The organism is Enterobacter sp. BIDMC93, assembly GCF_001037805.1.
Classification (GTDB): domain Bacteria; phylum Pseudomonadota; class Gammaproteobacteria; order Enterobacterales; family Enterobacteriaceae; genus Enterobacter; species Enterobacter hormaechei_C.
Genome location: NZ_KQ089962.1, coordinates 4,478,609 through 4,501,869 on the forward strand (window position 1 = coordinate 4,478,609; position 23,261 = coordinate 4,501,869).

Here is a 23,261-nt window from a genome sequence, read left to right on the forward strand (position 1 = left end):
TAATCAATACCTCCTCACAACGAACCCTGACCCTTTTTTCTTTACATAAAAAACCAGGTCTTATTATGGATACTAAAAAACTACTTAAGCACGTGCCCTGGGCCATCCTCGGGATCATCGGTGCTTTCTGTCTGGCGGTTGTCGCATTACGCCGGGGCGAGCACGTCAGCGCCCTGTGGATCGTGGTCGCGTCGGTTTCCGTCTACCTTGTGGCTTATCGCTACTACAGCTTGTACATCGCGCAGAAGGTTATGAAGCTCGACCCGACGCGCGCCACCCCGGCGGTTATTAACAACGACGGCCTGAACTACGTGCCAACCAACCGTTACGTGCTGTTTGGTCACCACTTTGCCGCTATCGCCGGTGCAGGCCCGCTGGTCGGCCCGGTGCTGGCCGCGCAGATGGGCTACCTGCCGGGTACGCTCTGGCTGCTGGCGGGCGTGGTGCTGGCGGGGGCGGTGCAGGACTTTATGGTGCTGTTTATCTCCTCGCGCCGTAACGGTTCGTCGCTGGGCGAGATGATCAAAGAGGAGATGGGCCGCGTGCCAGGCACGATCGCCCTGTTCGGCTGCTTCCTGATCATGATCATCATCCTGGCGGTGCTGGCCCTGATCGTGGTGAAAGCGCTGGCCGAAAGTCCGTGGGGCGTCTTCACCGTCTGCTCTACCGTACCGATTGCGCTGTTCATGGGCATCTACATGCGCTTCCTGCGCCCTGGCCGCGTTGGCGAGGTGTCGGTCATCGGTATCGTGCTGCTGGTCGCCTCCATCTACTTCGGCGGCGTGATTGCGCACGACCCGTACTGGGGTCCGGCGCTGACCTTTAAAGACACCACCATCACCTTCGCGCTGATCGGCTACGCATTCATCTCAGCGCTGCTGCCGGTGTGGCTGATTCTGGCTCCGCGTGACTACCTGGCAACCTTCCTGAAAATCGGCGTTATCGTCGGGCTGGCCATTGGTATTGTGATCATCAACCCGGAGCTGAAAATGCCGGCGGTGACGCAGTACATTGACGGTACCGGTCCGCTGTGGAAAGGCGCCCTGTTCCCGTTCCTGTTTATCACCATTGCCTGCGGTGCCGTGTCTGGCTTCCACGCGCTGATCGCCTCCGGCACCACGCCGAAGCTGATGGCCAACGAAACCGACGCGCGCTTCATCGGTTACGGCGCGATGCTGATGGAATCCTTCGTGGCGATCATGGCGCTGGTTGCGGCGTCGATTATCGAGCCTGGCCTGTACTTTGCGATGAACACCCCGCCGGCGGGTCTCGGCATTACCATGCCAAACCTGCATGAGATGGGCGGCGAAAATACCGCGCTGATCCTGGCGCAGCTGAAAGACGCCAGCGCGCACGCGGCGGCGACCGTCAGCTCCTGGGGCTTCGTGATTTCGCCTGAGCAGATCATGCAGACCGCGAAAGACATCGGCGAACCGTCCGTGCTGAACCGCGCAGGTGGCGCGCCAACGCTGGCGGTGGGTATCGCACACGTGTTCCACAAAGTGCTGCCGTGGGCGGACATGGGCTTCTGGTACCACTTCGGTATTCTGTTTGAAGCGCTGTTCATCCTCACCGCGCTGGATGCCGGTACGCGTGCAGGCCGCTTCATGTTGCAGGATCTGCTGGGTAACTTCGTGCCATTCCTGAAGAAAACCGACTCTCTGGTGGCCGGCGTTCTGGGCACTGCGGGCTGCGTAGGCCTGTGGGGTTATCTGCTGTATCAGGGCGTTGTTGACCCGCTGGGCGGCGTGAAGAGCCTGTGGCCGCTGTTCGGTATCTCTAACCAGATGCTGGCGGCTGTGGCCCTGGTGCTGGGTACCGTTGTCCTCGTGAAGATGAAACGCACCAAATACATCTGGGTCACCGTGGTGCCTGCGCTGTGGCTGCTGCTCTGCACTACCTGGGCGCTGGGTCTGAAACTGTTCAGCACCAACCCGCAGCTGGAAGGCTTCTTCTTCATGGCTAACCAGTACAAAGAGAAGATTGCCGCAGGCGGCGCGGATCTGACCGCGCAGCAGATTGCCAACATGAACCATATCGTGGTGAACAACTACACCAACGCGGGTCTGAGCATTCTGTTCCTGGTGGTGGTGTACAGCATTATCTTCTACGGCATCAAAACCTGGATGAAAGTGCGTAACGTTGAGGGCCGTACGGACAAAGAGACCCCGTACGTACCGGTGCCGGAAGGCGGCGTGAAGACCTCCTCACACCATTAATTAAGCATGTTACTGTAGGCCCGGTAAGCGTAGCGCCACCGGGCTTCTTCTATCTGGAACCCTCAATGTTTGGTAACTTAGGCGAAGCAAAAAAATACCTCGGTCAGGCGGCGAAAATGCTGATTGGCATTCCGGATTATGACAACTACGTTGAGCATATGAAGACCAACCATCCGGATAAGCCGTACATGACCTACACTGAATTCTTCCGCGAGCGTCAGGAAGCGCGCTACGGCGGAAGTGGAGAAGGCGGCGTCCGCTGCTGCTAAAGGAGAAACCATGACCCCGATTGCCGTTACCCTGCTGACCGGTTTCCTCGGCGCCGGTAAAACCACCCTGCTGCGCCACATTCTGAACGAGCAGCACGGCTTCAAAATCGCCGTCATCGAAAACGAATTTGGCGAAGTCTCCGTTGACGATCAGCTGATTGGCGACCGCGCCACCCAGATCAAAACCCTGACCAACGGCTGCATCTGCTGCACCCGCTCTAACGAATTAGAAGACGCCCTGCTGGACCTGCTCGACAGCCGCGATCGCGGTGACATCGACTTCGACCGACTGGTGATCGAGTGCACCGGCATGGCCGACCCCGGCCCGATTATTCAGACCTTTTTCTCCCATGAGATCCTCTGCCAGCGCTACCTGCTGGACGGCGTCATCGCTCTGGTGGATGCGGTACACGCCGACGAGCAGATGAACCAGTTCACCATCGCCCAGTCCCAGGTTGGCTACGCCGACCGCATCCTGCTGACCAAAACCGACGTGGCGGGTGAAAGTGAAAAACTGCGCGAGCGCCTGACGCGCATCAACTCGCGTGCGCCCATTTACACGGTGACGCATGGCGATATCGATCTCGCTCAGCTGTTCAACACCAACGGCTTTATGCTGGAAGAGAACGTCACCGCGAAACCGCGCTTCCACTTTATGTCCGACAAGCAAAACGACGTGACGTCGATTGTGGTGGAGCTGGACTACCCGGTGGACATCAGCGAGGTCTCCCGCGTGATGGAGAACCTGCTGCTGTCATTTGCCGACAAGCTGCTGCGCTATAAAGGGATGCTGTGGATCGACGGCGAGCCGAACCGCCTGCTGTTCCAGGGCGTGCAGCGCCTGTACAGCGCCGACTGGGATCGCCCGTGGGACGATGAAGCGCCGCACAGCGTGATGGTGTTTATTGGAATACAGCTGCCGGAAGAGGAAATTCGGGCAGCGTTTGCGGGGCTGAAGAAATAACCGCACCGATTATCCCCTCTCCCCCGCGGGGAGAGGGTTAGGGTGAGGGGGAACTTATTTCAACGCCTCCGGCAGCGTCACAATCCACAGCTCGCTGTCGGACTCCGGTTTCTTCAACGGCTTCACGCTGAGGGTGGTTTCAACCGGTTTGTCATCCAGCGTCAGCGCCCCCTGCGCGTTCACCCTATAATCCTTGAGCTTCTTGCCTTCGACTGGCTTCTGCATCGCCACCTTCACGCCAAAGTCATTATCGTTCGCCACTGCCAGCGTTTTGCTGTCAATCAGCGCCAGCCCTTCGGCCTTTTCCTGCTGCCAGCCCAGCGCACGCAGATCGACCACCTGCGTTTTTTCCGCAAGCGTGATGCCGCGCTGCGCCAGCGTTTTCTCATCATCAAACTCCGGGTATTCGCCCGGCTTGTCGAAGGCCGCCAGATCGCTCGCCTTGCTCAGATTAACCCTGTAGATGAGGTTAAGCATTGCGTCGTTTTTATCCTCGCCCTGTTCAATCAGCAGGATGGTGTGGTTATCCAGCGCCACTATGTCGCCGACTTTGGCGTCGCTGTTTTTGCTGTAGGCCGCGCTGTCGACAGGGTAGCCGTACATCGCGGTTTTCCCGGTCGCCGGATCGAAGCTCACCAGACGCGTAAACAGCGCCTGTTTTTTGCTCTTCCCGTCGATATCCAGCGTGCTTTGCACGGCGGCGATAATGCGTCCGTCCGGCATGCGGGTCAGCCCTTCAAAGCCCCGGTTTGCCTGACGCCATTTGATAACGTTTGGCAGACCGCCCGCGATGGATTTCTCCCCTTCCGTCGCCTGCGGACCGTGGATCGCGAGGATTTTCCCTTTACTGTCGACGTTAATCAGGAACGGGCCATACTCATCGCACAGCCAGTAGCCGCCCTTCCCGTCCGGCGTGATGCCTTCCGTATCCAGCCCGCGGTTATCGCCTTTCAGCACTTTTAAGGTGTCGCTTAGCGCGACTTCATTGGTAGATCCAATCACGCCGCTTTGCAGCGGCAGGCCGTTGATCTCGCCTTTATCATCATGCAGCGGTCGCGCGTCCACGGCCTCCGCTTTGCCGTTTAGCACACGGATCGTCATCAGCAGCGGGGCGAAATCCGGGGTAACAAAGATTTTGGCATCGTTTTTCCCCATTTTTGGCGAATCCGCGTTAGGACCGCGATCGGTCACGGTCGCAAACGTCAGCGCATCGCCCTGCTTGCCCGTGAATAACAAACCCGAACCAATCCCCACCGGGAGCCCGTTCGGGAATGCGCTGGCAAACGCACCGCTGTATTTGACATGCGCGCCTTCGGGAAAGCTGACGACGTAGCGCTCCGCGGTTGGCTGTGCCGCCAGGCCAGAGAAAGAGAGCGCACAACCGACTAGCACAGGAATAATTTTTCTTTTCATATTGTTAGCATCCAGTAAGTGAAGCCAACAACGTAATGAAGAAACGTGTCAGAAAAATGACATGTAATGTCAACGAAGCGGCGCGTACGGACGTATATCAATCACCAGAAATGTAAACCTCTGTCTTTATCTGTGTCAGCTGAAATACTTTTGGAAATTATTAGAAACCCAATTAATTCATGGCGAAGGACTATTTGCGCCTCGTTCATTTTACGTTTAGCCAGGAATGTAAACTGTCCCTAAACGCGAATGTATTGGACATTGACGATTTGCCATATAAACAATTCATCAACATTTACCATTCAAAAACCCAACACAAACAGCATATAAATGCGAGACCTATCACATTTGCAGTCATAAACATCGCTTGTTAAGGTGCCCTCAGATTAATTTAATGACGAGGAAACGCTCATGAAAAAACTTAACATCCTGATCCTTTCTGCTCTGACCGCCGTATCGGGCTCCGCACTGGCCATGGGTGGCAGCATTGAGCAGGGTAAAAACTTTACTAACCTCAATCTGGAAATGGGGAAATCCTCATCCGGCCTGTATGCGGAGAGCAACTGGCTGAAAAACACCGATGACGGCACCCAGACCGGCGGCGTTGGGGCAGGCTACAACCTGGAAGTGGGTCCGGTGATGCTGAACGCTGGCGCGAAAGCCATCTACATCGGCCCGAAAAAAGGCGATAACGGCGTAGCATTCCCGATTGGCGGCGGCGTTAACGTTGCGCTTACGGACAGCATTCACGTGTTTGGTGAAGGTTATGTAGCGCCAGACGGCCTGAACAACAGCGTGAAGAACTATGTTGAAGCTAACGGCGGCGTAAGCTGGACGCCAGTCAAACCTGTCACGCTGAAAGTGGGCTATCGCCACGTGAGCGTAGACGGTAAAGACGGTCGTCCAAACCACACGCTGATCGACGGTGCATATGTAGGCGGTGGAGTGTCCTTCTAAGCCTGTTTGCGCGTTTCGCCCGGCGGCGCTACGCTTGCACGGGCCTACAATGAAGGGTGCAATGTATTAAAATTATTGCACATTGATTGTAGGCCGGGTAAGCGCAGCGCCACCCGGCAAGAAAGGCGATGCGACCGTTAATAAAAAACCTGCCGGATGGCAGGTTTTTTTTATTACCGCATTACTTACGAACGACCACCAGCTTCTGGTTCACAAACTCTTTGATCCCCAGGTCCGACAGCTCGCGTCCGTAACCCGAACGTTTTACGCCGCCGAACGGCAGCTCTGCCGCAGTGTCGGTGAGCCAGTTGATGTATACCATCCCGGTCTCAATGCGCGACGCCATTTTCTTCGCGCGCTCGATGTTCTGGCTGAACACCGCGCCGCCCAGACCGTAGTGGGAATCGTTAGCCAGTGCGACCGCTTCGTCGTCGCTTTTCACCACGTAAACCTGCGCTACCGGACCGAAGAACTCCTCGAAGTACGCCGGGTTATCACGCGAGATATGCGTCAGGATGGTCGGCTCAAAGAAGCTTCCGTCACGCTGAACCGGCTTGCCGCCATGGTGCAGCTTCGCGCCATTTTTCACCGCCTCGTTAACCTGTTTAGTTAGCGTCTCCAGCGCGTCTTTGGATGACAAAGGCCCCAGCGTGGTGCTTTCGTCCAGCGGATCGCCAATTTTCACCTGCTTAAACGCCTCGGTGAATTTGCTCAGGAAGGCGTCTGCAATCTTTTCATGCAGGATAAAGCGCTTCGCCGCGGTACAGACCTGCCCGGCATTGTTCAGCCGCGCGTTAACGCCGATCTTCACGGCTTTATCCAGGTCGGCATCGTCCAGCACCACGAACACGTCGTTCCCGCCCAGTTCCAGGGTCGATTTTTTGAGGTGCTTCGCAGCCTGTGCCGCAACCACGCTACCCGCTTTTTCTGAACCGGTCAGCGCCGCCCCCTGTACGCGATTGTCGGCGATAATGTTCGCCACCTGTTCGGACGAGATAAACAGGTTGGTCCACGCCCCTTCCGGCGCGCCCGCTTCACGTACCAGCTGTGCAAAGGTCTCTGCACAGTGCGGCACGATGCTGGCGTGCTTGGCGATCACCGGGTTGCCCGCTGCCAGGTTTGGCGCCAGAACGCGCATCAGCTGATAGTACGGGAAGTTCCATGGCTCGACGGCCATCAGCACGCCGATGGGGTGATGTTCAACCCATGCTTCCCCGAGTTCAGAGTCATACTTCACCGGGGCCAGGAACTGCTTCGCGTTGTCCGCATAGTAGCGGGCGATTTGCGCGCACAGCTTCACTTCGCCGCGGCTTTGTTCGATGAGCTTACCCATCTCCTGACTGGCGATTTTCGCCAGATCCTCCACGCGTTCGTCGATCAGGTCCGCCAGCTTATGCAGCACCGGCAGGCGCTGGCTTATGTCGCCTTTCGCCCAGTCGGAATGATAGAGCGCATCGGCTGCCTTCAGCGCCGCTTCAACGTCTGCGTCAGTGTGAGAGGGATATTCTTTGATGAGCTGGTTCGTGGCAGGATTTACTGTCTGGTAAGCCATATCGAATCTCCTTGTTTTACCGCTTAGGGTATTAAGGGTAGTCAATCTGACTGGCTTTGAAGGTAAAGTTGGGTATATACGGAGGGTTCTTAACAAGACGCTGCCAGGCGGTGCGCAGACATGGTATAAAAAATGCTCATCAATGGAGTTCCTATGACCGATACCCGCCACATCCGCCAGACCTTTAACCGCGCAGCAGGTCTTGAGCTGCGCAGTACGTGGAAGAGCACCCGGGCATACAAACGTCATTGCCATCCACAGCTCTCCATCGGCGCGATTGTGGAAGGCCAGACCTGCTGCGTAAGTCACGGCAACGCGTACGTTCTTGATCCCGGTGATCTTATTGTGATCCCGGCTTATGCCCCGCACAGCTGCAACCCCGTTGCCGGGAAACCGCGCAGTTACCATATGCTCTATATCGACACCGATCTTCCCCTGGCGCTACAGGTTATTCGCGATCCCACGCTCTTTAAGCACTTTCTTGCCGTTGTCGGGACGATGTCCTCCGCATCCGTGGAGACCCTGCTTTCTGCCCTTCCCCGTTGCGCGGGTGAGATGAATGCGCCTCGCTCAACCAGCCAGCAGGTTCAGCAGGCGTTACTCTCCGATCTTGCCGCACCCCCTTCCCTTGACGAACTCGCTAAACGATTCTCGCTGCGCAAGGAGACGCTGATCCGCACTTTCAGGCAGGATACCGGCCTGACGCCGGGCAGTTTTCTCAACATTTCGCGCGTGGAGTACGCCAAAGCGCGGCTGCGCGCGGGGGATGATATCGCCGACGTGGGCTACCAGAGCGGGTTTGCCGACCAGAGTCATTTTCATAAGACCTTCGTGAACTATACCGCCGCCACGCCGCGCCAGTACGCCACGGGCCGATCAATATCAGACAATAATCAGGATACGTAACGTCGTAAGGTGACCTCAGATTTGTCACTGAGGTCGCTATGGAACTGTTATTTCCCTCCGCTTTTGTTGCCCTGGCGCTGGCGCATTTTGTTGCCCTGTTAAGCCCGGGCCCGGATTTCTTCCTGCTGGTTGGCTACGCCGCCCGCTACCGGCTGCGCGGCAGCGTCGGATTGTGTCTCGGCATCGCAGCAGGTAACGGGTTGTATATCTTACTGGTGATTATCGGCTGGAGCGCGCTGCGCCAGTTTGGGTGGCTGTTTACGCTAATCGAACTGTCCGGCGCGCTGTACCTGCTGTGGATTGGCTCGCACCTTGTGCGCAGCCGCCCGCAGCCGCTGGCGCTGGAAGAAACCCGCCAGCGCTGCCCTTCTCTGCGGAAGCAAATCCTGCTGGGGCTGGGTTCGGCGCTGTTAAATCCCAAAAACGCGTTGTTCTACCTGGCGCTAATGACAGCGTTACTCGGGCCGGACGTCACACTGCTTCAGCAGGCGACCTGCGGCGTCTGGATGGTGATGGTAGTGCTGGTATGGGATCTGGCGCTGATATCGCTGATGGGGTTACCGGCGGTTCAGCGAAAGCTCAGCCGTTCGCTCTGGCTGATAGAGCGCACGGCAGGGGTGGTGTTGATGGGGTTTGGTGGGTGGGTGCTGTGGCGGGTAGTGGCAAATATCCTCTGAGAGAAAAGGCAGCCTGACGCTGCCTGTGTTATTTTTTGTTCTGATCGCGCAGCATCGCCTCGCGCAAAATGGCATTAAGCCGCGTCTGGTAACCTTTCCCTGGCCGTTTAAGCCACTCCATCACGTCGGCGTCAATGCGTACTGATGCCTGAGTTTTGAGCGGTCGATAGAATTTTCCCCGCACGGCACCGGCCCAGCGATCATCCTCCGTGGCCGGTATATCGCTGTAATCAATTTCCCTGTCGGGTTTATCCGCCAGCGCTTTGAGTTCAGCCTCCCGGCGGGCACTCACTTCCGGTGCACTACCGCGTTTATGTTTAACGATGCTCATAACGCCTCCTCTCTTTACGATCCGCCTTACGCGCACTGATGATACGTATGATTTCATCCCCGCTTTCAAAACGTACCGTGTGCGCGACCAGAATGACAATAACGCCCTGTACAAGACCAATGGTTTGCCAGCGAAACTCCCCGTTTTCATAACGATCCTGAACAGACAAATGGCAGGGATCGTCAAAAACCAGAACTGCATCTTCAAAACGAATGGCGTGTTTTTGCAGATTGCTTTTCGCCTTATTGCTATCCCACTCATACTCTATAGGCATAGTGTACCCTTCCCTGATTGTATATACAAAAAAGCATATACAAACAGAGCAGTATTTGAACGAAAAAGACAATGTTTTGATTTGATTTCTGAAGGAGCATTCCAGAAAGTGAGATGACTGGCCTCGTGCAGCTTTGCACTTTTCCCCCGTATCCCTCTATCCTTAACCCATGGAAAAACATACCGAACTCAAACGCGCCAAGCTTCTCGCGCTGTCGCTGCTGCTGATTGCCGTCGCAGCGTTTATCACCACCCTGTTCCTGCCGCAAACCTTCTGGGTGCGCGGCGTAAAGGCCATTGCCGAAGCGGCGATGGTCGGCGCGCTGGCGGACTGGTTTGCCGTTGTCGCGCTGTTCCGCCGGGTGCCAATTCCCTTTATCTCGCGCCATACGGCGATTATCCCGCGCAATAAAGACCGCATCGGCGACAATCTCGGCCAGTTCGTGCAGGAAAAGTTTCTCGATACGCAATCCCTTGTCGATCTTATCCGTCGCTACGAGCCCGCACAGATGATTGGGACCTGGTTCAGCCAGCCCGATAACGCCCGGCGCGTGGGGCAGCATCTGGTGCAGGTGATGAGCGGTTTTCTGGAACTTACCGACGATGGACGCATTCAGCGCCTGCTCAAACGCGCCGTCCACAAGGCTATCGACAAAGTCGATCTAACCGAGACCAGCGCCGTCATGCTGGAAAGCATGACCAAAAACAACCGTCACCAGGTGCTGCTGGACGCCATCATCAACCGCCTGATTACCCTGATTCAGCGGGAAAGCACGCGGGAATTTATTGCCGACCAGATCGTCCACTGGCTTAAGACCGAGCATCCGCGCAAGGCGATGGTGCTGCCCACCGAGTGGCTGGGCGATCAAAGCGCGGAGATGGTGTCGAACGCGGTGAACACGCTGCTGGACGATATCAGCCACGACCGCACGCACCAGATCCGTCAGGCGTTTGACCGCGCCACGATCAAGTTCATCGACAATCTGAAAAACGATCCGGAGATGACGGCGAAAGCCGAGAATATCAAACACTACCTGAAGAATGACGAAGCCTTTAACCGCTATCTGGGGGAAATGTGGGCTGACCTGCGCCAGTGGCTGAAAAATGACATGCAGAGCGATGATTCCCGCGTGAAGCAGCGTATCGCCAACGCCGGGCTGTGGTTTGGCGAAACGCTGACCAACGACGCCAGCCTGCGGGCGTCGCTGAATGAGCATCTGGAGCAGGCCGCGCACCGCGTGGCGCCGGATTTCGCCGCGTTCCTGACGCGCCATATCAGCGACACGGTGAAAAGCTGGGATGCCAAAGACATGTCACGCCAGATAGAACTCAATATCGGTAAAGATCTTCAGTTCATTCGCGTTAACGGTACCCTTGTGGGCGGAACAATTGGCCTGATCCTGTTTCTGCTCTCGCAACTGCCCGCCATGCTGGGGCATTAATCCGCTTTTGGCGGCGCGATAACGTAGCGCGTCGCCTCGAAGCGGTTCAGGATCAGGTGCACCAGAAAGACCATCGTCAGCGTGACCACCAGCGCGAAGGTGACGGAGGTGATGCGGTACAGATCGCTGAACACCAGGTCGCTGTCCGGATGCATGTTCTGCCCGAACATAATGCCGATGGTGGTGATACTGGCGAAGCCTACCCCGGCGCCGACCTTCTCCATTACGTGCAGACGCGCGCCAAACGCCAGTCCAAGGCCAATCAGCGGCATCATCAGCAGCATATGGCTGCTGTGATCGTAGAGGATAAGCTGGACGACAAGGATATAGAGACACCCCAGCACCACGCCGACTACGCGCCAGATGGAGCTGATAACCGAGCCGCGATAGTGCATCGGGAACAGGATCAGAATGCCCGCCATCAGCGCCGAAAGCGAATCGCTTAAGTCGCTCATCTGGAACACCACGAAAATCAGCGTCGCCACGGTGCCCGAGAGCAGAGACTCGTGGCGCACGCGGGCGTCATCTTTCTCGATCAGCGGCGGCGGCTTACGCGGCTCCACGTCCGGCAGCAGGTAGTTCATCAGCGCGCTCAGGCACACCGCCATTACGCTCGCTTCGATGTTAGAGAATAAAAGCGTGTGCCAGTTGGTGGTGGGGTAGCTCATAAAGTTGAGCATCACGCTCTGGCAAACCACGCCCATCGAGCCGAACAGGAACAGCGGCCCCTTACTCATAAAGCGAAAACGCATCACGTACAGGGCAAACACCACCAGCGTCATAATGACCGGCCACTGGGACAGATAGCCGATGATAAACACCATTTCGATGCAGTTCAGCGAGGCGCTGAAGATAAACTGCTTCGCCACGTGGCGGTTAAACACCGGCACCAGCGAGAGCAGCATGATCGGATAGACCACAAAAAACACGCCGTAGCTGGTGTTGTAGAAACTCGAAATACTGAGCGCAATCATCCCGGCAAAGACGATACGCAGGGTCTGGCGAAAGTCGTTTGCCGTATAGACGATGTTGCCGTGCGGGGTAAATACCCGCGCCAGGGTGCTAATAGACATAGTGAAGCAGGCTAACCAGATGGATTTGCATCCCGGAGAAGAATCGCGCAAACGGCCCTTCGCTATTGTAGAGCTGCACGGTGGCGCGCGCGCCGGTCGGCAGCGACTTCGGTAAGGCTTCGTCCAGCGCCACGTGAATGCGCATACGCTGGGCATCACGCACCCAGCGGTTGGAGGTTTCCGGTTCAGAAAGTTGACCGTTTACGGCCTCCTGTCCGGCGAGGATCCCCGCGTCGCTGCTGGTGACGTGGGCACGGAAAACTTGCCCCGGGAAGGCGTCGAACACCACGGCGGCGTCGGTCCCCTGGTGGGTATGCCGCAGGCTCTTCTCGCGGAAATCCGCCACGATATCGATCCGGGTGTTCACCAGCGCCAGCGCAGCCGAACCGGACGAGGCGTAAAAACCGGGGCTTAATTGCAGGTTACTGACCGTGCCGTCCGCCTCGGCGTAGACCTTCGTCCAGCCAAGATTCAGCTCCGCTTCATCCAGCGCGTTACGGTATTTTTGCAGCGTCACGTTGCGGTGCTCATCCCGCTCGCCGCGCTGAATGCGCAGGTTATGAATATTCGCCTGAATCGAGCTGACGGACTGCTCGCTGCTCTGCCAGGTGGTACGGACCTTATCCAGATCCGCCTGCGACACGCTCTGCAAGGTACTCAGTTTCTGGTAGCGGTCGAAGGTAACTTTGTCATTACGCGCCGTCAGCACCGCGGTTTTCAGGCTGGCCTGCGCCGCGGCAATCTGCGCGTCCAGCTGATCGTTAGACAGACGCGCCTGTTCCAGCGCAATCTGCGCCGCTTCGACCTTATTGCGAAACGGCGTGGCGTCGAGCTCAAACAGCAGATCGCCTCTCTTAACCTGGCTATTGTTGTGGACATGTACCGCCGCCACATACCCGGAGACGCGGGCAGACACCGGGGTCACCACGCGCATCACGGTGGAGTCCGGCGTCAGCGGGATCCAGATATCCGCGACGATAAAGTAGACAAACATCAGCAGGAAAGAGGCAATACTCACCCTTACCCAGCGGGCAAACTTTTGTTCAGGAGTCATTATTTTTCGGTCTTATTATCTTCTTCGCGGATTGTCCGCAAATTGCAGGCGATTTGATTGAGTGTGGCGCTGAAAATATTGATATGTTCCGGCGCGATGTTTTGCGATACGCGCGCCTGATACGTCTCAATCACCTGAGAGAGCCTTTCAAGAATGGCTTTTCCCTCAGGCGTCAGCGTCAGCAGCCGGATACGCTTGTCATACGGCGAGACGGTGCGCAGCAGGTAGCCCTGCTTTTCCAGCTGTGTCAGCGTACGCATTAGCGGAGGCAGTTCAATCCCCTGCACTTCCGCCAGCTCGCTGACCGAGACGTTATCCCCGAGTTGATGAAGCTGCATCATCACCGTCCAGCTCGACTGGGTTAACCCGGTGTCGAGAATGGCGTCGTCGATGACTGCGCGCCACTGACGCACGATCATCGCCATCCGCATGCCCATCGGCCTGCGGCTAAACAGATCTTCTTCACTCATGGGGAATCCTCTCGTAGTACGCCATTACGATAATAGTTATCAGGGTAAGTATCAAGAAACGAGAAGTTAAAGCGCAGGAATTGCGAAACGATGTTCTCCCTCTCCCTGTGGGAGAGGGTCGGGGTGAGGGCATCAGCCCGCAACGGCGTTTAGCGGCTAAAATGCTTCCTGACGGCACTTTTCCCCGAAGCCGTCACCACCACCTCCCTGTACCCCGCCACCCGCTGGATCCAACCTTTGCTTTCCATGTGGATGAGCAGCGCCGCGCCGGCCTCTCCCCCCAGATGAAACCGCCGCTCGCTCCAGTCCAGGCAGGCGCAGCACGCCTTGCGACGGGTATTGGGATTTAACGGAATACCAAGCTTCAGAAACTGCTCGCGGCCATGTAGCGTGAGCGCTAAACCGTCTGCCTCAAGCCAGCCTTCCGCCTGCATGAATTCATAGATATGCACCGCCACCGTTCCGGCAAGATGGTCGTAGCAGGTTCGTGCTTCGCGCAGGGCTTTTGGCGCGGAGGTTTCCGGCGGCGTGATGCGGCTCCAGGAGAGCCCCATCATCTGCTCGACAAGCGCCGCCACGTCGTGTCCCGCCAGGCGATAGTAGCGATGCCGCCCCTGAGACAGGCAGGTAATCAACTTTCCCTCCACCAGCCGCGCCAGATGCCCACTGGCGGTCGACGGCGCAACGTCTGCCGCCACGCTCAGCTCTGTAGCCGTCCACGCCCGCCCGTCCATCAGAGCACAGAGCATCTTCACGCGCGACGGATCGGCCATTGTAGCCGCTACAGCGGCAATGGCCTGTTCCAGCGCCGCGCTGTTATCAGGGGGTAAGCTCGTCTTTAACATTCGTCGCCCAGGGTTCGGTGATCTCTGCGGCCAGCTTATCATCATCCGTCAGCAGAATAAGGTGATTCGCATGGTCGCTGTACTGGGTCAGGATTGACACGCCCTTTGCGGCCAGCGCGGCCGCAATTTCACCCAGCTCGCCAGGACGCTCCTGCTTAAGCTTTCTGATCACCGGCTTTCGCAGCGCCTGCACGGTAAACCCGGCGTCGAGCAGCACACGGCGGGCTTTTTCCCCGTCCTCCACCAGGAAATGGGCATCCGTACCGAAAACGCCGCCCCCCTCCAGCCCCACGCCGTTGCGGCCTAACAGTTGTCCAAAGCGCGCCAGCTCGCCGGGCCTGTCGCTAAAAATCACATGAACGTCATACATCCGCGTGCCCTCCGGTTTCGGAACTGTATTCCCGCACCAGTTGCGCCACGCGAATACGGTAGAAAGAAAAAATCGACGCCCGTCCTTCGGCCTGCGCCGCCTGATGAAAGACGTTCTGCTTCCAGCGGCGGACGGCCTCTTCATCCCGCCACCAGGAAAGGGACAGGATTTTGCCGTCGGTCGTCAGGCTCTGGAACCGTTCGATATCGATAAAGCCGTCGATATCGGCCAGCAAAGGCTTAAGCTCTGCGGCAAGTTGAAGATAGCGCGCCTGATGCGCCGGTGCAGCTTTAGCTTCGAAAAGGACTGCGATCATGAAGGTCTCTCCGTTGTGATGATATGGAGAGAATGCGGGACTAATGGTGTGGATGCTTCGGTATGGAGCGAAGTGTTTGCCGGATGGCGCTGCGCTTATCCGGCCTACGGTGTTTTGTAGGCCCGGTAAGCGCAGCGCCACCGGGCTGGTTTTAGCCCACAATCGACCTTGGCTCCATAAACGCCCGAATCCCCCACTCGCCATCGTCACGTCCCGCCAGGCTTACGGGCGCTGGTGGCGATAATCCGCGAGCGCGGGATTACTCCAGGTTAGCCTTGTTCAGCCCATATGCCGCATCCAGCGAGCCCGGCTCCATGCGGGAGGTAATGCCCAGGCGGTTCCAGGCGTTGATCGCTACGATGGCGAAGTTCAGCTCTGAAATTTCCACGTCCGAGAAATGCTCCGCCACGCTGCGGTACAGCGCGTCGCTCACGCCGTGAACGCCAATCTGGGTCAGCGCTTCGGTGAAGGCCAGCGCGGCTTTCTCGCGGGCGCTGAACAGCGGCGACTCCCGCCACGCCGCCAGATGGTACAGGCGCAGCTCGCGCTCGCCGGCAATTTTGGCCTCTTTCGAATGCATATCCAGGCAGAAGGTACAGCCGTTCAGCTGCGAGACGCGAATGTCGATCAGGTGCTTCAGCGCCGGATCAATGGAGGTTTTCGCCACTTCCATGCTCAGGGCGGAAAGCGCGTTGGCGAGTGCAGGTGTGGCTTTGTGGTGGTTTACGCGGGTGCTCATTGTCTTTCCTCTTTTTTGTGCGGTTTTTATCATGCGATGAGGCAAATCTACGTCGTTAATGACATAGTAAAAAGACACAAAAAACCTGAAATGAGGTAGGACATGAAGCCGGGCTATCACGACATTTATACCCGCTATCGCGATAACATCACGCGCGGCGTACTGAAGCCCGGCGACAAAGTGCCTGCCATCCGCGTGCTGGCTGAAGAGCTTAAGGTCGCGCGAAAAACCGTTGAAACAGCCTATGCCATTCTGACGGGGGAAGGATATCTGGTAAGCCAGGGCGCGCGCGGCACGCGGGTGAATCCGGATCTTCTGCTGCCCGCGCAAAACGCTCCGGCAGAACAAGCGACCGGCACGCTGCCGGCGTCGTTGATTAGCCAGCGCGAACGGGCCGGTTTTCTGCGCCCCGGCATTCCCGCGCTCGACAGCTTCCCCTATAAAAAATGGCTGCTGCTGGCAGGCCAGGCGACGCGCGCCATGCGTCAGGATGAAATGCTCAACCCGCCGGTGCTGGGCTGGTATCCGCTGCGCGAGGCAATTGCCCGCTATCTCAATATCTCGCGCGGGTTGTCCTGCACCGCAGAACAGGTGCTGATCACCAGCGGCTACAGCGGCAGCCTGCGCCTGATCCTCGACACGCTCGCCAGCCGCAGCGATAAGGTGGTATTTGAGGATCCGGGCTACTTTATGGGCCAGCAGTTGCTCAAGCGCATTGTGCCCCGCCTGCACACCGTGCCGGTCGATCGCGCTGGGATGGATACGGACTACCTGCTGCGTAACCACCACGATGCCCGCTTCGCCATCGTTACCCCGTCGCACCAGAGCCCGCTGGCGGTGACGCTCTCCCTGCCGCGCAAGCAGCAGCTGCTCGACTGGGCGTCACAAAACGAGGCGTGGATTATCGAAGATGACTATGACGGCGAATTTCACTACACCCGCAAAGTGCTGCCGTCGCTGAAAAGCCTCGACCAGCATGACAGGGTGATCTTTATGGGCACCTTCAGCAAAACCATCATGCCTTCACTGCGCATGGGCTACGTGGTGATGCCCGCCAGCACCGTCGGCGCGTTTACCGACAGCGCGGACATCCTCACCAGCGGCCAGCCGGTCCTGACGCAAAAAATCCTCACCACGTTTCTCAACGAGGGGCATTTTTTCCGTCATCTGAAAAAGATGCGCGCGCTCTATCAAACCCGCCGCGACTGGATGATTGCCGCCCTGCGTGAGGTCTATGGTGATCTGTTCTTCACCGAGCAAAACGACGGTGGAATGCATATTGTCGCGTTCCTCGCAAAGGGAAGCGCTGACCGGGAGATCGCCCGCTGCTGGCAGGAACAGCAATTGCAGGTCAATGCGCTTTCGGCGTGGTATCGCGGGTCGGGCAAACGCTACGGGCTGGTGATGGGCTATAACAACGTGCGGTCATATCAGGAGGCGGTTGAGCTGCTGGAAAGGCCGAAACGGCAGACGCTTGCGCTGTTGAGCTGAAAACCGCCGGGTGGCGGCTGCGCCTTACCCGGCCTACGGTCTCCTGTAGGCCCGGTAAGCGTAGCGCCACCGGGCAACCCTATGCTCACACATCATATCGCGATAACCCGACGTCCTTGAGCTGCTCGTCGCTCATCTGGCTCAGAATACGGCGGGTACGGTTGATGCGATACCAGTTACGCAGCGTTTTCGCTATCCAGACAAACGCGATAAACGGACGTTTTGAACGATTCTCGTAGAATTCCATGATGCTCTCCTCGCTGTGCCAGTGGAGTTATCATCATGGAAAACGGCCAGTACAATACAGATTCAAAAACCGCTTTTGTTTACCATACAGATCCGCTAAAACGGTATCTGCATGGTGGTTTACCCATCAATCTGTACTGGTTTAATGCTCTGTATGGTGAAAAAAAAGGATACAGCATGACGCGCTATCAACATCTGGCCAACCTCCTGGCGGAACGTATCGAACAAGGGCTGTATCGCAGCGGTGAACGTCTGCCGTCGGTACGCACGCTGAGCCAGGAGCACGGCGTGAGCATCAGCACCATACAGCAGGCCTACCAGATCCTCGAAAACCGCCAGCTGATTACGCCTCAGCCGCGCTCCGGCTATTTTGTCTCGAAACGCAAAGCCCAGCCGCCCGTCCCGGCGATGACGCGCCCGGTACAGCGCCCCGTGGACGTCACCCAGTGGGACGAAGTGATGATGCTGCTGGACGCCCGCGCCGACAAAGAGATGATCTCCTTTGGCGGCGGCTCACCGGACATTAACCAACCGAGCCTGAAGCCGCTGTGGCGTGAGATGAGCCGCATTGCGCAGCATAATCCGGGCGAAATGCTGAGCTATGACGTGCTCGACGGGCGCCTGGAGCTACGCGAGCAAATCGCCCGTCTGATGCTGGATGGCGGCTCCACCGTGGCGGCAAACGAGATTGTCATCACCAACGGCTGCCACGGCGCGCTGTCGATCGCTCTGCTCTCGGTGTGCAAGCCGGGTGACATCGTGGCAGTCGAGTCACCATCGTTTCACGGCACCATGCAGATGCTGCGCGGCTTTAACATCAAGGCCATTGAAATTCCCACCGATCCCGAGACCGGGATCAGCATCGAGGCGTTAGAGCTGGCGCTGGAGCAATGGCCGATCAAGGCGGTGATCCTGGTGCCGAACTGCAATAACCCGCTCGGGTTTATCATGCCGGAGTCTCGCAAGAAGCAGGTCTTAGCCCTGGCACAGCGGCACGATATCGTGATTGTTGAGGATGACATTTACGGCGAGCTGGCGGCGGAGTACCCGCGTCCGCGCACCATTCATTCTATGGACATAGATGGCCGCGTGCTCTTATGCAGCTCGTTTACCAAAACCGTGGCGCCGGGCCTGCGCGTCGGCTGGATCGTGCCGGGGCGCTATTACGACCGGGTGATGCACATGAAGTACGCCGCGGGCGGGTTTAACGTGCCGGGCACGCAGATGGCGGTGGCGGCGTTTATTCGCGACGGCCATTACCATCGCCACGTGCGCCGTATGCGTCAGATTTATCAGCAGAATATGGAAACCTATACCTGCTGGGTGCGGCAGTATTTTCCGGCAGAGATATGCGTCACCCGCCCGCAAGGAAGCTTCCTGCTGTGGGTTGAGCTGCCGGAGACGGTCGATATGGTGTGCGTCAGCAAGCAGCTGTGCCGTCTGAAGATCCAGGCTGCGGCCGGGTCGCTGTTTTCTGCCTCCGGGAAGTACCGCAACTGCCTGCGGATCAACGTGGCGTTGCCGCCGACGGAGAAGAACCGCGAAGCGCTGAGGAAGATGGGCGAGGCAATTGTGATTGCGATGGAGGAGTAGTGCGGCCTGTTGCCCTCACCCCAACCCTCTCCCAAAGGGAGAGGGTGGAAACCGCCACCGGGCAATGGTCAACGACTCAGAACTTCCACGAAACGCTGCCCACAATGCTGCGTTCTGCACCGAAGTAGCAGTAAGAGAGCGAGTTACACGCCGCGACGTAGCTTCTGTCCGTCAGGTTATTGACGTTCAACTGCGCGCTCACGCCCGTGAGCCCCACTTTCGACAGGTCATACCCCACGGTCATATCCACCAGCGTGTACGACGGAAGCGTATGGGTGTTCTGGCGATCGCTGGCGATCCCGTTGACATAGCGCACGCCGGAGCCGACGGTCAGGCCATCCAGAGGGCCGGTTTTGACGTCGTAACTCAGCCAGGCGCTGGCCATGTTACGCGGGGCATAAACGGCGCGCTTGCCCTCCTCTTCCGGGCTGCTCTTCTTGTAGCGAATATCCGTGTAGGTGTACGCGGCCTGCATACGCAGGCTGTCGGTCAGCTGACCAATCGCCTCCAGTTCAACGCCTTCGGATTCGATTTCACCGATGGAACGGTACGGATCGGTCGGCTCCTCTTTAGTGGCAATGTTCTTCTGGTTAATGCGGAACACCGAGGCGCTGAACTGGCTGTTCATCCCCTCCGGCTCATACTTCACACCCGCTTCCCACTGCTTGCCCTTCATCGGATCCAAAATGTTGCCCTGCTCGTCGGCAAAGCTGGTCGGCGTAAAGGCGGTAGAGTAGCTGACGTACGGCGCGACGCCGTTATCAAACAGATACAGCAGCGCCGCGCGGCTGCTGAAGTTATTTTTATCCAGATCGCTGCGGGTGTGGTTGAAGTTGTCGACGTTCGACACGCTCACCTGGTCGTAACGCCCGCCCAGCGTGAGGCGCCAGCGGTCAATGGACATCTGATCCTGTAGGTAGTAGCCGGTCTGGCGCAGCTTGTGCTTTTCCCTGCTGTACTGGGTGATGTAGTCCGGCTTCGCGCCGTAAACAGGATGGAAAGCGTCAATCGGCGGGAAGCCGCCGTAGTAGCCAGTGACGTTGTTGGTGCGGTCCTGGTAGTCCATGCCGATCAGCACGCGGTGGTTTACCGCCCCGGTATCGAAGCTGCCGTCGACCTGGTTATCCAGGGTGATGGCGTTCATCTTCTCGTCGGAGCCGGAATAGCCGCGGTTCAGCTCGGTGTCATTCAGCCAGCCTGCGGCATACACCTGGTTCAGCTCGACTTTGGTGTGCAGGTAGCGCAGCTTCTGGCGCACGGACCAGCCGCTGTCAAACAGGTGCTCGATGTTATAGCCGACCATGTTTTCCCGACGATCGTACTTGTCGTAATCGTCCTCGCCTTCGAAGAAGGTGTTGGAGATTTTCTTACCGCTGTGCGGTACAACGGTGCCCTCATATGGCAGGCCGGAGTGGCTGCCGCCTTCCGGATCGCGGTGCAGGTAGGCCATTAGATCCAGACGGGTGTTGTCGGTGATACGCCAGGTCAGGCTCGGCATCAGGGCGTAACGCTCTTCCTTCAGCGGATCGAACTGGGAATCGGCATAGCGGGTCATCCCGCTGAGGCGCACCGCCACGCGGTCGTTATCATCAACCGGGCCAGTGACGTCGAACATCGCCCCACGCTGGTTATTGTTACCGGCGAAGAGCTTGATCTCCCCGCCAGGATCGAACGATGGCTTACGGGAGGTGAGCGCCACAATCCCGCCCGGCGATGAGCGGCCATAGAGCACGGAGGCCGGACCGCGCACGACTTCGATACTGTCCAGGAACCACGGGTCAACCACCAGCGAGCTGTGGGAGTTGGTGTCGCCCATCATCTTCAGGCCGTCGAGGTAGACGTTGTCCAGGCTGCCGTCCGAGAAACCGCGCAGCACCATGTAGTCAAAGCGGTTTGACGCCCCGATCTGGTTGCTGTAGACGCCCGGCGTGTAGCTCACGGCCTGACGCACGCTGGTTGCGCCCTGCTCTTCGAACTGCTCGCGAGTGACGATAGAGACCGACTGCGGGGTTTCAATATCCGGTGTTTCAAGCTTGGTGGCCGCAGACTGCATCTGCGAGGTCACCACCACGGTGTCAGTTTTTTGGGCATCCTGCGCCAGTAAAGGAAAAGCAACGCTACCGGTAACCCATCCCACCAGCAGTGCCAGACGCGATTTAACAAACATAACCCTCTCCAGAGATATTTCTTATTGTTAATAAGAATTATTACCTTTTTGAGAGTGCAAACGGCTATGCGTGCCGCCAGGTTACGTATGCGCGATGCTAAACCACACGAAATGCATTCGCGCGACAGGAGAAATTACGTTAGCGGAGTTTGCGCACGTCCCCCGGTGAAATCCCGTAATGACGACGAAACGCGGTGGCGAAGTTGGTGGCATGCTGATACCCGCACATCCAAGCCGCCTGCTGCACGCTGTGGCCTTCCAGCAGATAGCGGCGCGCCAGCGCAAGGCGACAGTCGCGAAGGTAATCGAAGAGCGTGCAGCCGTAGCGCTGACGGAACTTGCTGCGCAGGCTGCTTGGGCTCATTGCGGCAAGGGCTGCCAGCTGCGCGAGAGTATGATCCCGTTCAGGAGACTGTTCCAGCAGGCTCCGCACGCGTTCAAGACGCGCATGCTCAGGGCGGCCTGGGCAAGGCTGCTGGCGCTGGTTGAGGCCATGGCCGATCAGCTGATACATCAGCCCCTCCAGCAACAGCTTGCGTGAGAGCACGCTTCCCCCCTGCCGCTGCGCATGCAGAATACCTGACATCACAAACTCGGGAACCTGCCAGACAAACGCGGGTGCATTCAGGCTTTGCCATTCCAGAAGCAATGACTCAAGCAGGGCTTCACGTCCGGCATCGTGCGGGTAGACGCCAAACGAGAGCGTTTTCAGCGTGCTGTCGGCATCGTGACGCGCGCTCATCACCTGATCTTCACTCAGACGTGAGCTGAACGCCATGCCCGGGCGGACGGGATAATTGATACCATTGAGCGTGAGCGTCACGCACCCTTCCAGCACCACCAGCATATAGAGCGGGCTGCTGTGGCGAGAGGTGGTTTCATAGGGCTGTAATACACGTACGTCGGAGTGGGTCAGCGAAATGCCGGACGAGAGCATCATCTCTTCAACATTCCCCTGCAACACGGGGCTACCGCTGACCTGCGCCTCTTTTAACTGGGGGAAACGGTAGTCGATGCCGTAGCGCTCGCCGAATACCTGAAAATCTTCAACAAAAAATATGCGTTTCGCTGATCTATTTTCACTCTGGAGCATCATTTGGGGCCTGCATCGGGGAAAGGACAGGCAAAACAGTACCATCCATTTGTAATGGCAGCAATCACCGGGCGCAGACACTATTACGCTCCGGACGAAGCCGGAGCGAAGGCATATATTTCCTTGCGAGAAATATATTTATGCTTCCTGCCACTCAGCAAAAACCTCTTTATGGTTTTTGGTCAGGACAACTTTATTATCTTCGACCTTATCAACCCAGCCGAGAGGAATAAAGTGGTGCTTGCCGCCCGATTCCGGATCGCTCTTCGCAAGCTTGATACGCTCACCATCAAGATGGTCCACAACCCCGACGTGCGTTCCGCAGCTGGCGACAACCTGAGTGTGATCCTTAATTGCGCTTTTATCTACCATAATTATTCTCCTGTTTCGGTTATTTGCCTGTTGCACGAAATTAACTGTAGCGCATAAATTCAGGCTTAAACGTCTTATTAGCATTTTGAAACATCATTGACAGAACCGAATATTAAGTCTACTTAACGCCGAAATGAAAAAATAAGAATGAGATGAATTATTACCGACTGATTATTTCCCGTTCATAATTAAATTATCGCAACCAACGAGGAGGTATTTATGACGATTCGCAATAATCGGGCAGAAATTTCACTGGCTCTTGGTGAAGCGGTTTTAGACATCGTGCAAAAAGGCCATGAAGTATCGCGAGAAAATCTTGCCCGGGCGATGAAAATCAAAGCGGAGAAAGAGCGCGACGATGAGCGGCTTCTTAACTACTGGAAGGCCTGTAATATGCTGGTCTGAACCTGGCGGCGTTTAGCCTGACTA

25 protein-coding genes are annotated in these 23,261 nt (G+C 57.3%); 10 read left to right on the forward strand and 15 right to left on the reverse strand.

Annotated features, from left to right (window positions below):
* Nucleotides 1-65: 65 nt before the first annotated feature.
* The 3 genes from SK58_RS20930 to yjiA all read left to right on the forward strand — a co-directional run bounded on the left by SK58_RS20930 (nt 66) and on the right by yjiA (nt 3,452).
* A complete protein-coding gene (locus tag SK58_RS20930; protein ID WP_003856608.1) occupies nt 66-2,219 on the forward strand; it encodes a carbon starvation CstA family protein in 2,154 nt (717 codons plus the stop codon).
* 65 nt (nt 2,220-2,284) lie between these two features.
* The gene (locus SK58_RS20935) at nt 2,285-2,488 is read left to right on the forward strand and encodes a YbdD/YjiX family protein (protein WP_003856610.1); all 204 of its coding nucleotides are present in this window, start codon (nt 2,285-2,287) and stop codon (nt 2,486-2,488) included.
* Nucleotides 2,489-2,498: 10 nt separating this feature from the next.
* The gene (gene yjiA, locus SK58_RS20940) at nt 2,499-3,452 is read left to right on the forward strand and encodes a GTPase (protein WP_032104667.1); all 954 of its coding nucleotides are present in this window, start codon (nt 2,499-2,501) and stop codon (nt 3,450-3,452) included.
* Between the two features lie 54 nt (nt 3,453-3,506).
* On the opposite strand, the gene SK58_RS20945 is transcribed toward yjiA, so the two are convergent.
* A complete protein-coding gene (locus SK58_RS20945) occupies nt 3,507-4,865 on the reverse strand; it encodes an esterase-like activity of phytase family protein (protein WP_048220391.1) in 1,359 nt (452 codons plus the stop codon).
* A gap of 411 nt (nt 4,866-5,276) precedes the next feature.
* Here SK58_RS20945 and SK58_RS20950 point away from each other — a divergent pair, with 411 nt between their 5' ends.
* Nucleotides 5,277-5,822, forward strand: a complete 546-nt coding sequence (locus SK58_RS20950; RefSeq protein ID WP_006810254.1) for a YfaZ family outer membrane protein — start codon at nt 5,277-5,279, stop codon at nt 5,820-5,822.
* A gap of 181 nt (nt 5,823-6,003) precedes the next feature.
* On the opposite strand, the gene SK58_RS20955 is transcribed toward SK58_RS20950, so the two are convergent.
* Nucleotides 6,004-7,374 (reverse strand): NAD-dependent succinate-semialdehyde dehydrogenase, encoded by a 1,371-nt coding sequence (locus tag SK58_RS20955; RefSeq protein WP_048220392.1) that lies wholly within the window; start codon nt 7,372-7,374, stop codon nt 6,004-6,006.
* Nucleotides 7,375-7,527: 153 nt separating this feature from the next.
* On the opposite strand from SK58_RS20955, the gene SK58_RS20960 reads away from it, so the two are divergent.
* On the forward strand, nt 7,528-8,280 hold the full coding sequence (locus tag SK58_RS20960) for an AraC family transcriptional regulator (RefSeq protein WP_048220393.1): 753 nt from the start codon (nt 7,528-7,530) through the stop codon (nt 8,278-8,280).
* Nucleotides 8,281-8,318: 38 nt separating this feature from the next.
* Nucleotides 8,319-8,957, forward strand: a complete 639-nt coding sequence (locus SK58_RS20965) for a LysE family translocator (protein ID WP_048220394.1) — start codon at nt 8,319-8,321, stop codon at nt 8,955-8,957.
* Between the two features lie 28 nt (nt 8,958-8,985).
* On the opposite strand, the gene SK58_RS20970 is transcribed toward SK58_RS20965, so the two are convergent.
* Both SK58_RS20970 and SK58_RS20975 read right to left on the reverse strand, forming a co-directional pair.
* Nucleotides 8,986-9,288, reverse strand: a complete 303-nt coding sequence (locus SK58_RS20970; RefSeq protein ID WP_017694570.1) for a BrnA antitoxin family protein — start codon at nt 9,286-9,288, stop codon at nt 8,986-8,988.
* The gene (locus SK58_RS20975; protein WP_015572580.1) at nt 9,275-9,562 is read right to left on the reverse strand and encodes a BrnT family toxin; all 288 of its coding nucleotides are present in this window, start codon (nt 9,560-9,562) and stop codon (nt 9,275-9,277) included. The genes SK58_RS20970 and SK58_RS20975 overlap by 14 nt, the downstream gene beginning before the upstream one ends.
* A gap of 169 nt (nt 9,563-9,731) precedes the next feature.
* Here SK58_RS20975 and SK58_RS20980 point away from each other — a divergent pair, with 169 nt between their 5' ends.
* Nucleotides 9,732-11,003, forward strand: coding sequence for a DUF445 domain-containing protein (locus SK58_RS20980; RefSeq protein ID WP_045348387.1), 1,272 nt, complete (start codon nt 9,732-9,734; stop codon nt 11,001-11,003).
* Here the strand turns inward: SK58_RS20980 and SK58_RS20985 are convergent.
* The 7 genes from SK58_RS20985 to SK58_RS21015 all read right to left on the reverse strand — a co-directional run bounded on the left by SK58_RS20985 (nt 11,000) and on the right by SK58_RS21015 (nt 15,870).
* Entirely contained in the window at nt 11,000-12,076 is a 1,077-nt protein-coding gene (locus SK58_RS20985) for a DUF2955 domain-containing protein (protein ID WP_015572578.1), read from the reverse strand. The two genes, SK58_RS20980 and SK58_RS20985, sit on opposite strands and share 4 nt — an antisense overlap.
* Nucleotides 12,066-13,133, reverse strand: coding sequence for an HlyD family secretion protein (locus tag SK58_RS20990; protein ID WP_026080654.1), 1,068 nt, complete (start codon nt 13,131-13,133; stop codon nt 12,066-12,068). The genes SK58_RS20985 and SK58_RS20990 overlap by 11 nt, the downstream gene beginning before the upstream one ends.
* A complete protein-coding gene (locus SK58_RS20995; protein ID WP_023303035.1) occupies nt 13,130-13,600 on the reverse strand; it encodes a MarR family winged helix-turn-helix transcriptional regulator in 471 nt (156 codons plus the stop codon). The genes SK58_RS20990 and SK58_RS20995 overlap by 4 nt, the downstream gene beginning before the upstream one ends.
* Nucleotides 13,601-13,749: 149 nt before the next feature.
* The gene (locus SK58_RS21000) at nt 13,750-14,445 is read right to left on the reverse strand and encodes an ArsR/SmtB family transcription factor (RefSeq protein WP_048220395.1); all 696 of its coding nucleotides are present in this window, start codon (nt 14,443-14,445) and stop codon (nt 13,750-13,752) included.
* Nucleotides 14,420-14,815 (reverse strand): amino acid-binding protein, encoded by a 396-nt coding sequence (locus SK58_RS21005; protein WP_048220396.1) that lies wholly within the window; start codon nt 14,813-14,815, stop codon nt 14,420-14,422. Before SK58_RS21005 ends, SK58_RS21000 begins: the two co-directional genes overlap by 26 nt.
* Nucleotides 14,808-15,131, reverse strand: coding sequence for an antibiotic biosynthesis monooxygenase family protein (locus SK58_RS21010; RefSeq protein ID WP_003863082.1), 324 nt, complete (start codon nt 15,129-15,131; stop codon nt 14,808-14,810). Before SK58_RS21010 ends, SK58_RS21005 begins: the two co-directional genes overlap by 8 nt.
* Before the next feature lie 259 nt (nt 15,132-15,390).
* On the reverse strand, nt 15,391-15,870 hold the full coding sequence (locus tag SK58_RS21015) for a carboxymuconolactone decarboxylase family protein (protein ID WP_010427243.1): 480 nt from the start codon (nt 15,868-15,870) through the stop codon (nt 15,391-15,393).
* A gap of 102 nt (nt 15,871-15,972) precedes the next feature.
* Here SK58_RS21015 and SK58_RS21020 point away from each other — a divergent pair, with 102 nt between their 5' ends.
* A complete protein-coding gene (locus SK58_RS21020) occupies nt 15,973-17,361 on the forward strand; it encodes a MocR-like pyridoxine biosynthesis transcription factor PdxR (RefSeq protein ID WP_015572573.1) in 1,389 nt (462 codons plus the stop codon).
* Between the two features lie 85 nt (nt 17,362-17,446).
* On the opposite strand, the gene SK58_RS21025 is transcribed toward SK58_RS21020, so the two are convergent.
* Nucleotides 17,447-17,608: a DUF1127 domain-containing protein gene (locus SK58_RS21025; RefSeq protein ID WP_015572572.1), complete on the reverse strand. Its 162-nt coding sequence runs from the start codon at nt 17,606-17,608 to the stop codon at nt 17,447-17,449.
* Nucleotides 17,609-17,784: 176 nt separating this feature from the next.
* Here SK58_RS21025 and SK58_RS21030 point away from each other — a divergent pair, with 176 nt between their 5' ends.
* On the forward strand, nt 17,785-19,200 hold the full coding sequence (locus tag SK58_RS21030; protein WP_032668118.1) for an aminotransferase-like domain-containing protein: 1,416 nt from the start codon (nt 17,785-17,787) through the stop codon (nt 19,198-19,200).
* Between the two features lie 76 nt (nt 19,201-19,276).
* On the opposite strand, the gene foxA is transcribed toward SK58_RS21030, so the two are convergent.
* The 3 genes from foxA to SK58_RS21045 form a co-directional block, all read right to left on the reverse strand.
* A complete protein-coding gene (gene foxA, locus SK58_RS21035; RefSeq protein ID WP_103557149.1) occupies nt 19,277-21,385 on the reverse strand; it encodes a ferrioxamine B receptor FoxA in 2,109 nt (702 codons plus the stop codon).
* Between the two features lie 121 nt (nt 21,386-21,506).
* Complete coding sequence (locus SK58_RS21040) at nt 21,507-22,463, reverse strand: helix-turn-helix domain-containing protein (protein ID WP_045339603.1); 957 nt, start codon at nt 22,461-22,463, stop codon at nt 21,507-21,509.
* A gap of 135 nt (nt 22,464-22,598) precedes the next feature.
* Nucleotides 22,599-22,832: a DUF2171 domain-containing protein gene (locus SK58_RS21045; protein ID WP_003863067.1), complete on the reverse strand. Its 234-nt coding sequence runs from the start codon at nt 22,830-22,832 to the stop codon at nt 22,599-22,601.
* 219 nt (nt 22,833-23,051) lie between these two features.
* On the opposite strand from SK58_RS21045, the gene SK58_RS21050 reads away from it, so the two are divergent.
* Nucleotides 23,052-23,237 carry a hypothetical protein gene (locus SK58_RS21050; RefSeq protein ID WP_015572568.1) on the forward strand — a complete coding sequence of 62 codons (186 nt, stop codon included), beginning with the start codon at nt 23,052-23,054 and terminating at the stop codon, nt 23,235-23,237.
* Nucleotides 23,238-23,261 lie beyond the last annotated feature (24 nt).

Bases quoted from the DNA above. Each gene is read 5' to 3' on its own strand.
- SK58_RS21025 (WP_015572572.1), bottom strand. From the start codon at position 17,608: ATGGAATTCTACGAGAATCGTTCAAAACGTCCGTTTATCGCGTTTGTC.
- SK58_RS21005 (WP_048220396.1), bottom strand. From the start codon at position 14,815: ATGTATGACGTTCATGTGATTTTTAGCGACAGGCCCGGCGAGCTGGCG.
- SK58_RS20950 (WP_006810254.1), top strand. From the start codon at position 5,277: ATGAAAAAACTTAACATCCTGATCCTTTCTGCTCTGACCGCCGTATCG.
- yjiA (WP_032104667.1), top strand. From the start codon at position 2,499: ATGACCCCGATTGCCGTTACCCTGCTGACCGGTTTCCTCGGCGCCGGT.
- SK58_RS21030 (WP_032668118.1), top strand. From the start codon at position 17,785: ATGACGCGCTATCAACATCTGGCCAACCTCCTGGCGGAACGTATCGAA.
- SK58_RS20980 (WP_045348387.1), top strand. From the start codon at position 9,732: ATGGAAAAACATACCGAACTCAAACGCGCCAAGCTTCTCGCGCTGTCG.
- SK58_RS20930 (WP_003856608.1), top strand. From the start codon at position 66: ATGGATACTAAAAAACTACTTAAGCACGTGCCCTGGGCCATCCTCGGG.
- SK58_RS20965 (WP_048220394.1), top strand. From the start codon at position 8,319: ATGGAACTGTTATTTCCCTCCGCTTTTGTTGCCCTGGCGCTGGCGCAT.
- SK58_RS20945 (WP_048220391.1), bottom strand. From the start codon at position 4,865: ATGAAAAGAAAAATTATTCCTGTGCTAGTCGGTTGTGCGCTCTCTTTC.
- SK58_RS20985 (WP_015572578.1), bottom strand. From the start codon at position 12,076: ATGTCTATTAGCACCCTGGCGCGGGTATTTACCCCGCACGGCAACATC.
- SK58_RS21010 (WP_003863082.1), bottom strand. From the start codon at position 15,131: ATGATCGCAGTCCTTTTCGAAGCTAAAGCTGCACCGGCGCATCAGGCG.
- SK58_RS21015 (WP_010427243.1), bottom strand. From the start codon at position 15,870: ATGAGCACCCGCGTAAACCACCACAAAGCCACACCTGCACTCGCCAAC.
- SK58_RS21040 (WP_045339603.1), bottom strand. From the start codon at position 22,463: ATGATGCTCCAGAGTGAAAATAGATCAGCGAAACGCATATTTTTTGTT.
- SK58_RS20995 (WP_023303035.1), bottom strand. From the start codon at position 13,600: ATGAGTGAAGAAGATCTGTTTAGCCGCAGGCCGATGGGCATGCGGATG.
- SK58_RS20960 (WP_048220393.1), top strand. From the start codon at position 7,528: ATGACCGATACCCGCCACATCCGCCAGACCTTTAACCGCGCAGCAGGT.
- SK58_RS20970 (WP_017694570.1), bottom strand. From the start codon at position 9,288: ATGAGCATCGTTAAACATAAACGCGGTAGTGCACCGGAAGTGAGTGCC.
- SK58_RS20975 (WP_015572580.1), bottom strand. From the start codon at position 9,562: ATGCCTATAGAGTATGAGTGGGATAGCAATAAGGCGAAAAGCAATCTG.
- SK58_RS21020 (WP_015572573.1), top strand. From the start codon at position 15,973: ATGAAGCCGGGCTATCACGACATTTATACCCGCTATCGCGATAACATC.
- SK58_RS21000 (WP_048220395.1), bottom strand. From the start codon at position 14,445: ATGTTAAAGACGAGCTTACCCCCTGATAACAGCGCGGCGCTGGAACAG.
- SK58_RS21050 (WP_015572568.1), top strand. From the start codon at position 23,052: ATGACGATTCGCAATAATCGGGCAGAAATTTCACTGGCTCTTGGTGAA.
- SK58_RS21045 (WP_003863067.1), bottom strand. From the start codon at position 22,832: ATGGTAGATAAAAGCGCAATTAAGGATCACACTCAGGTTGTCGCCAGC.
- SK58_RS20935 (WP_003856610.1), top strand. From the start codon at position 2,285: ATGTTTGGTAACTTAGGCGAAGCAAAAAAATACCTCGGTCAGGCGGCG.
- SK58_RS20955 (WP_048220392.1), bottom strand. From the start codon at position 7,374: ATGGCTTACCAGACAGTAAATCCTGCCACGAACCAGCTCATCAAAGAA.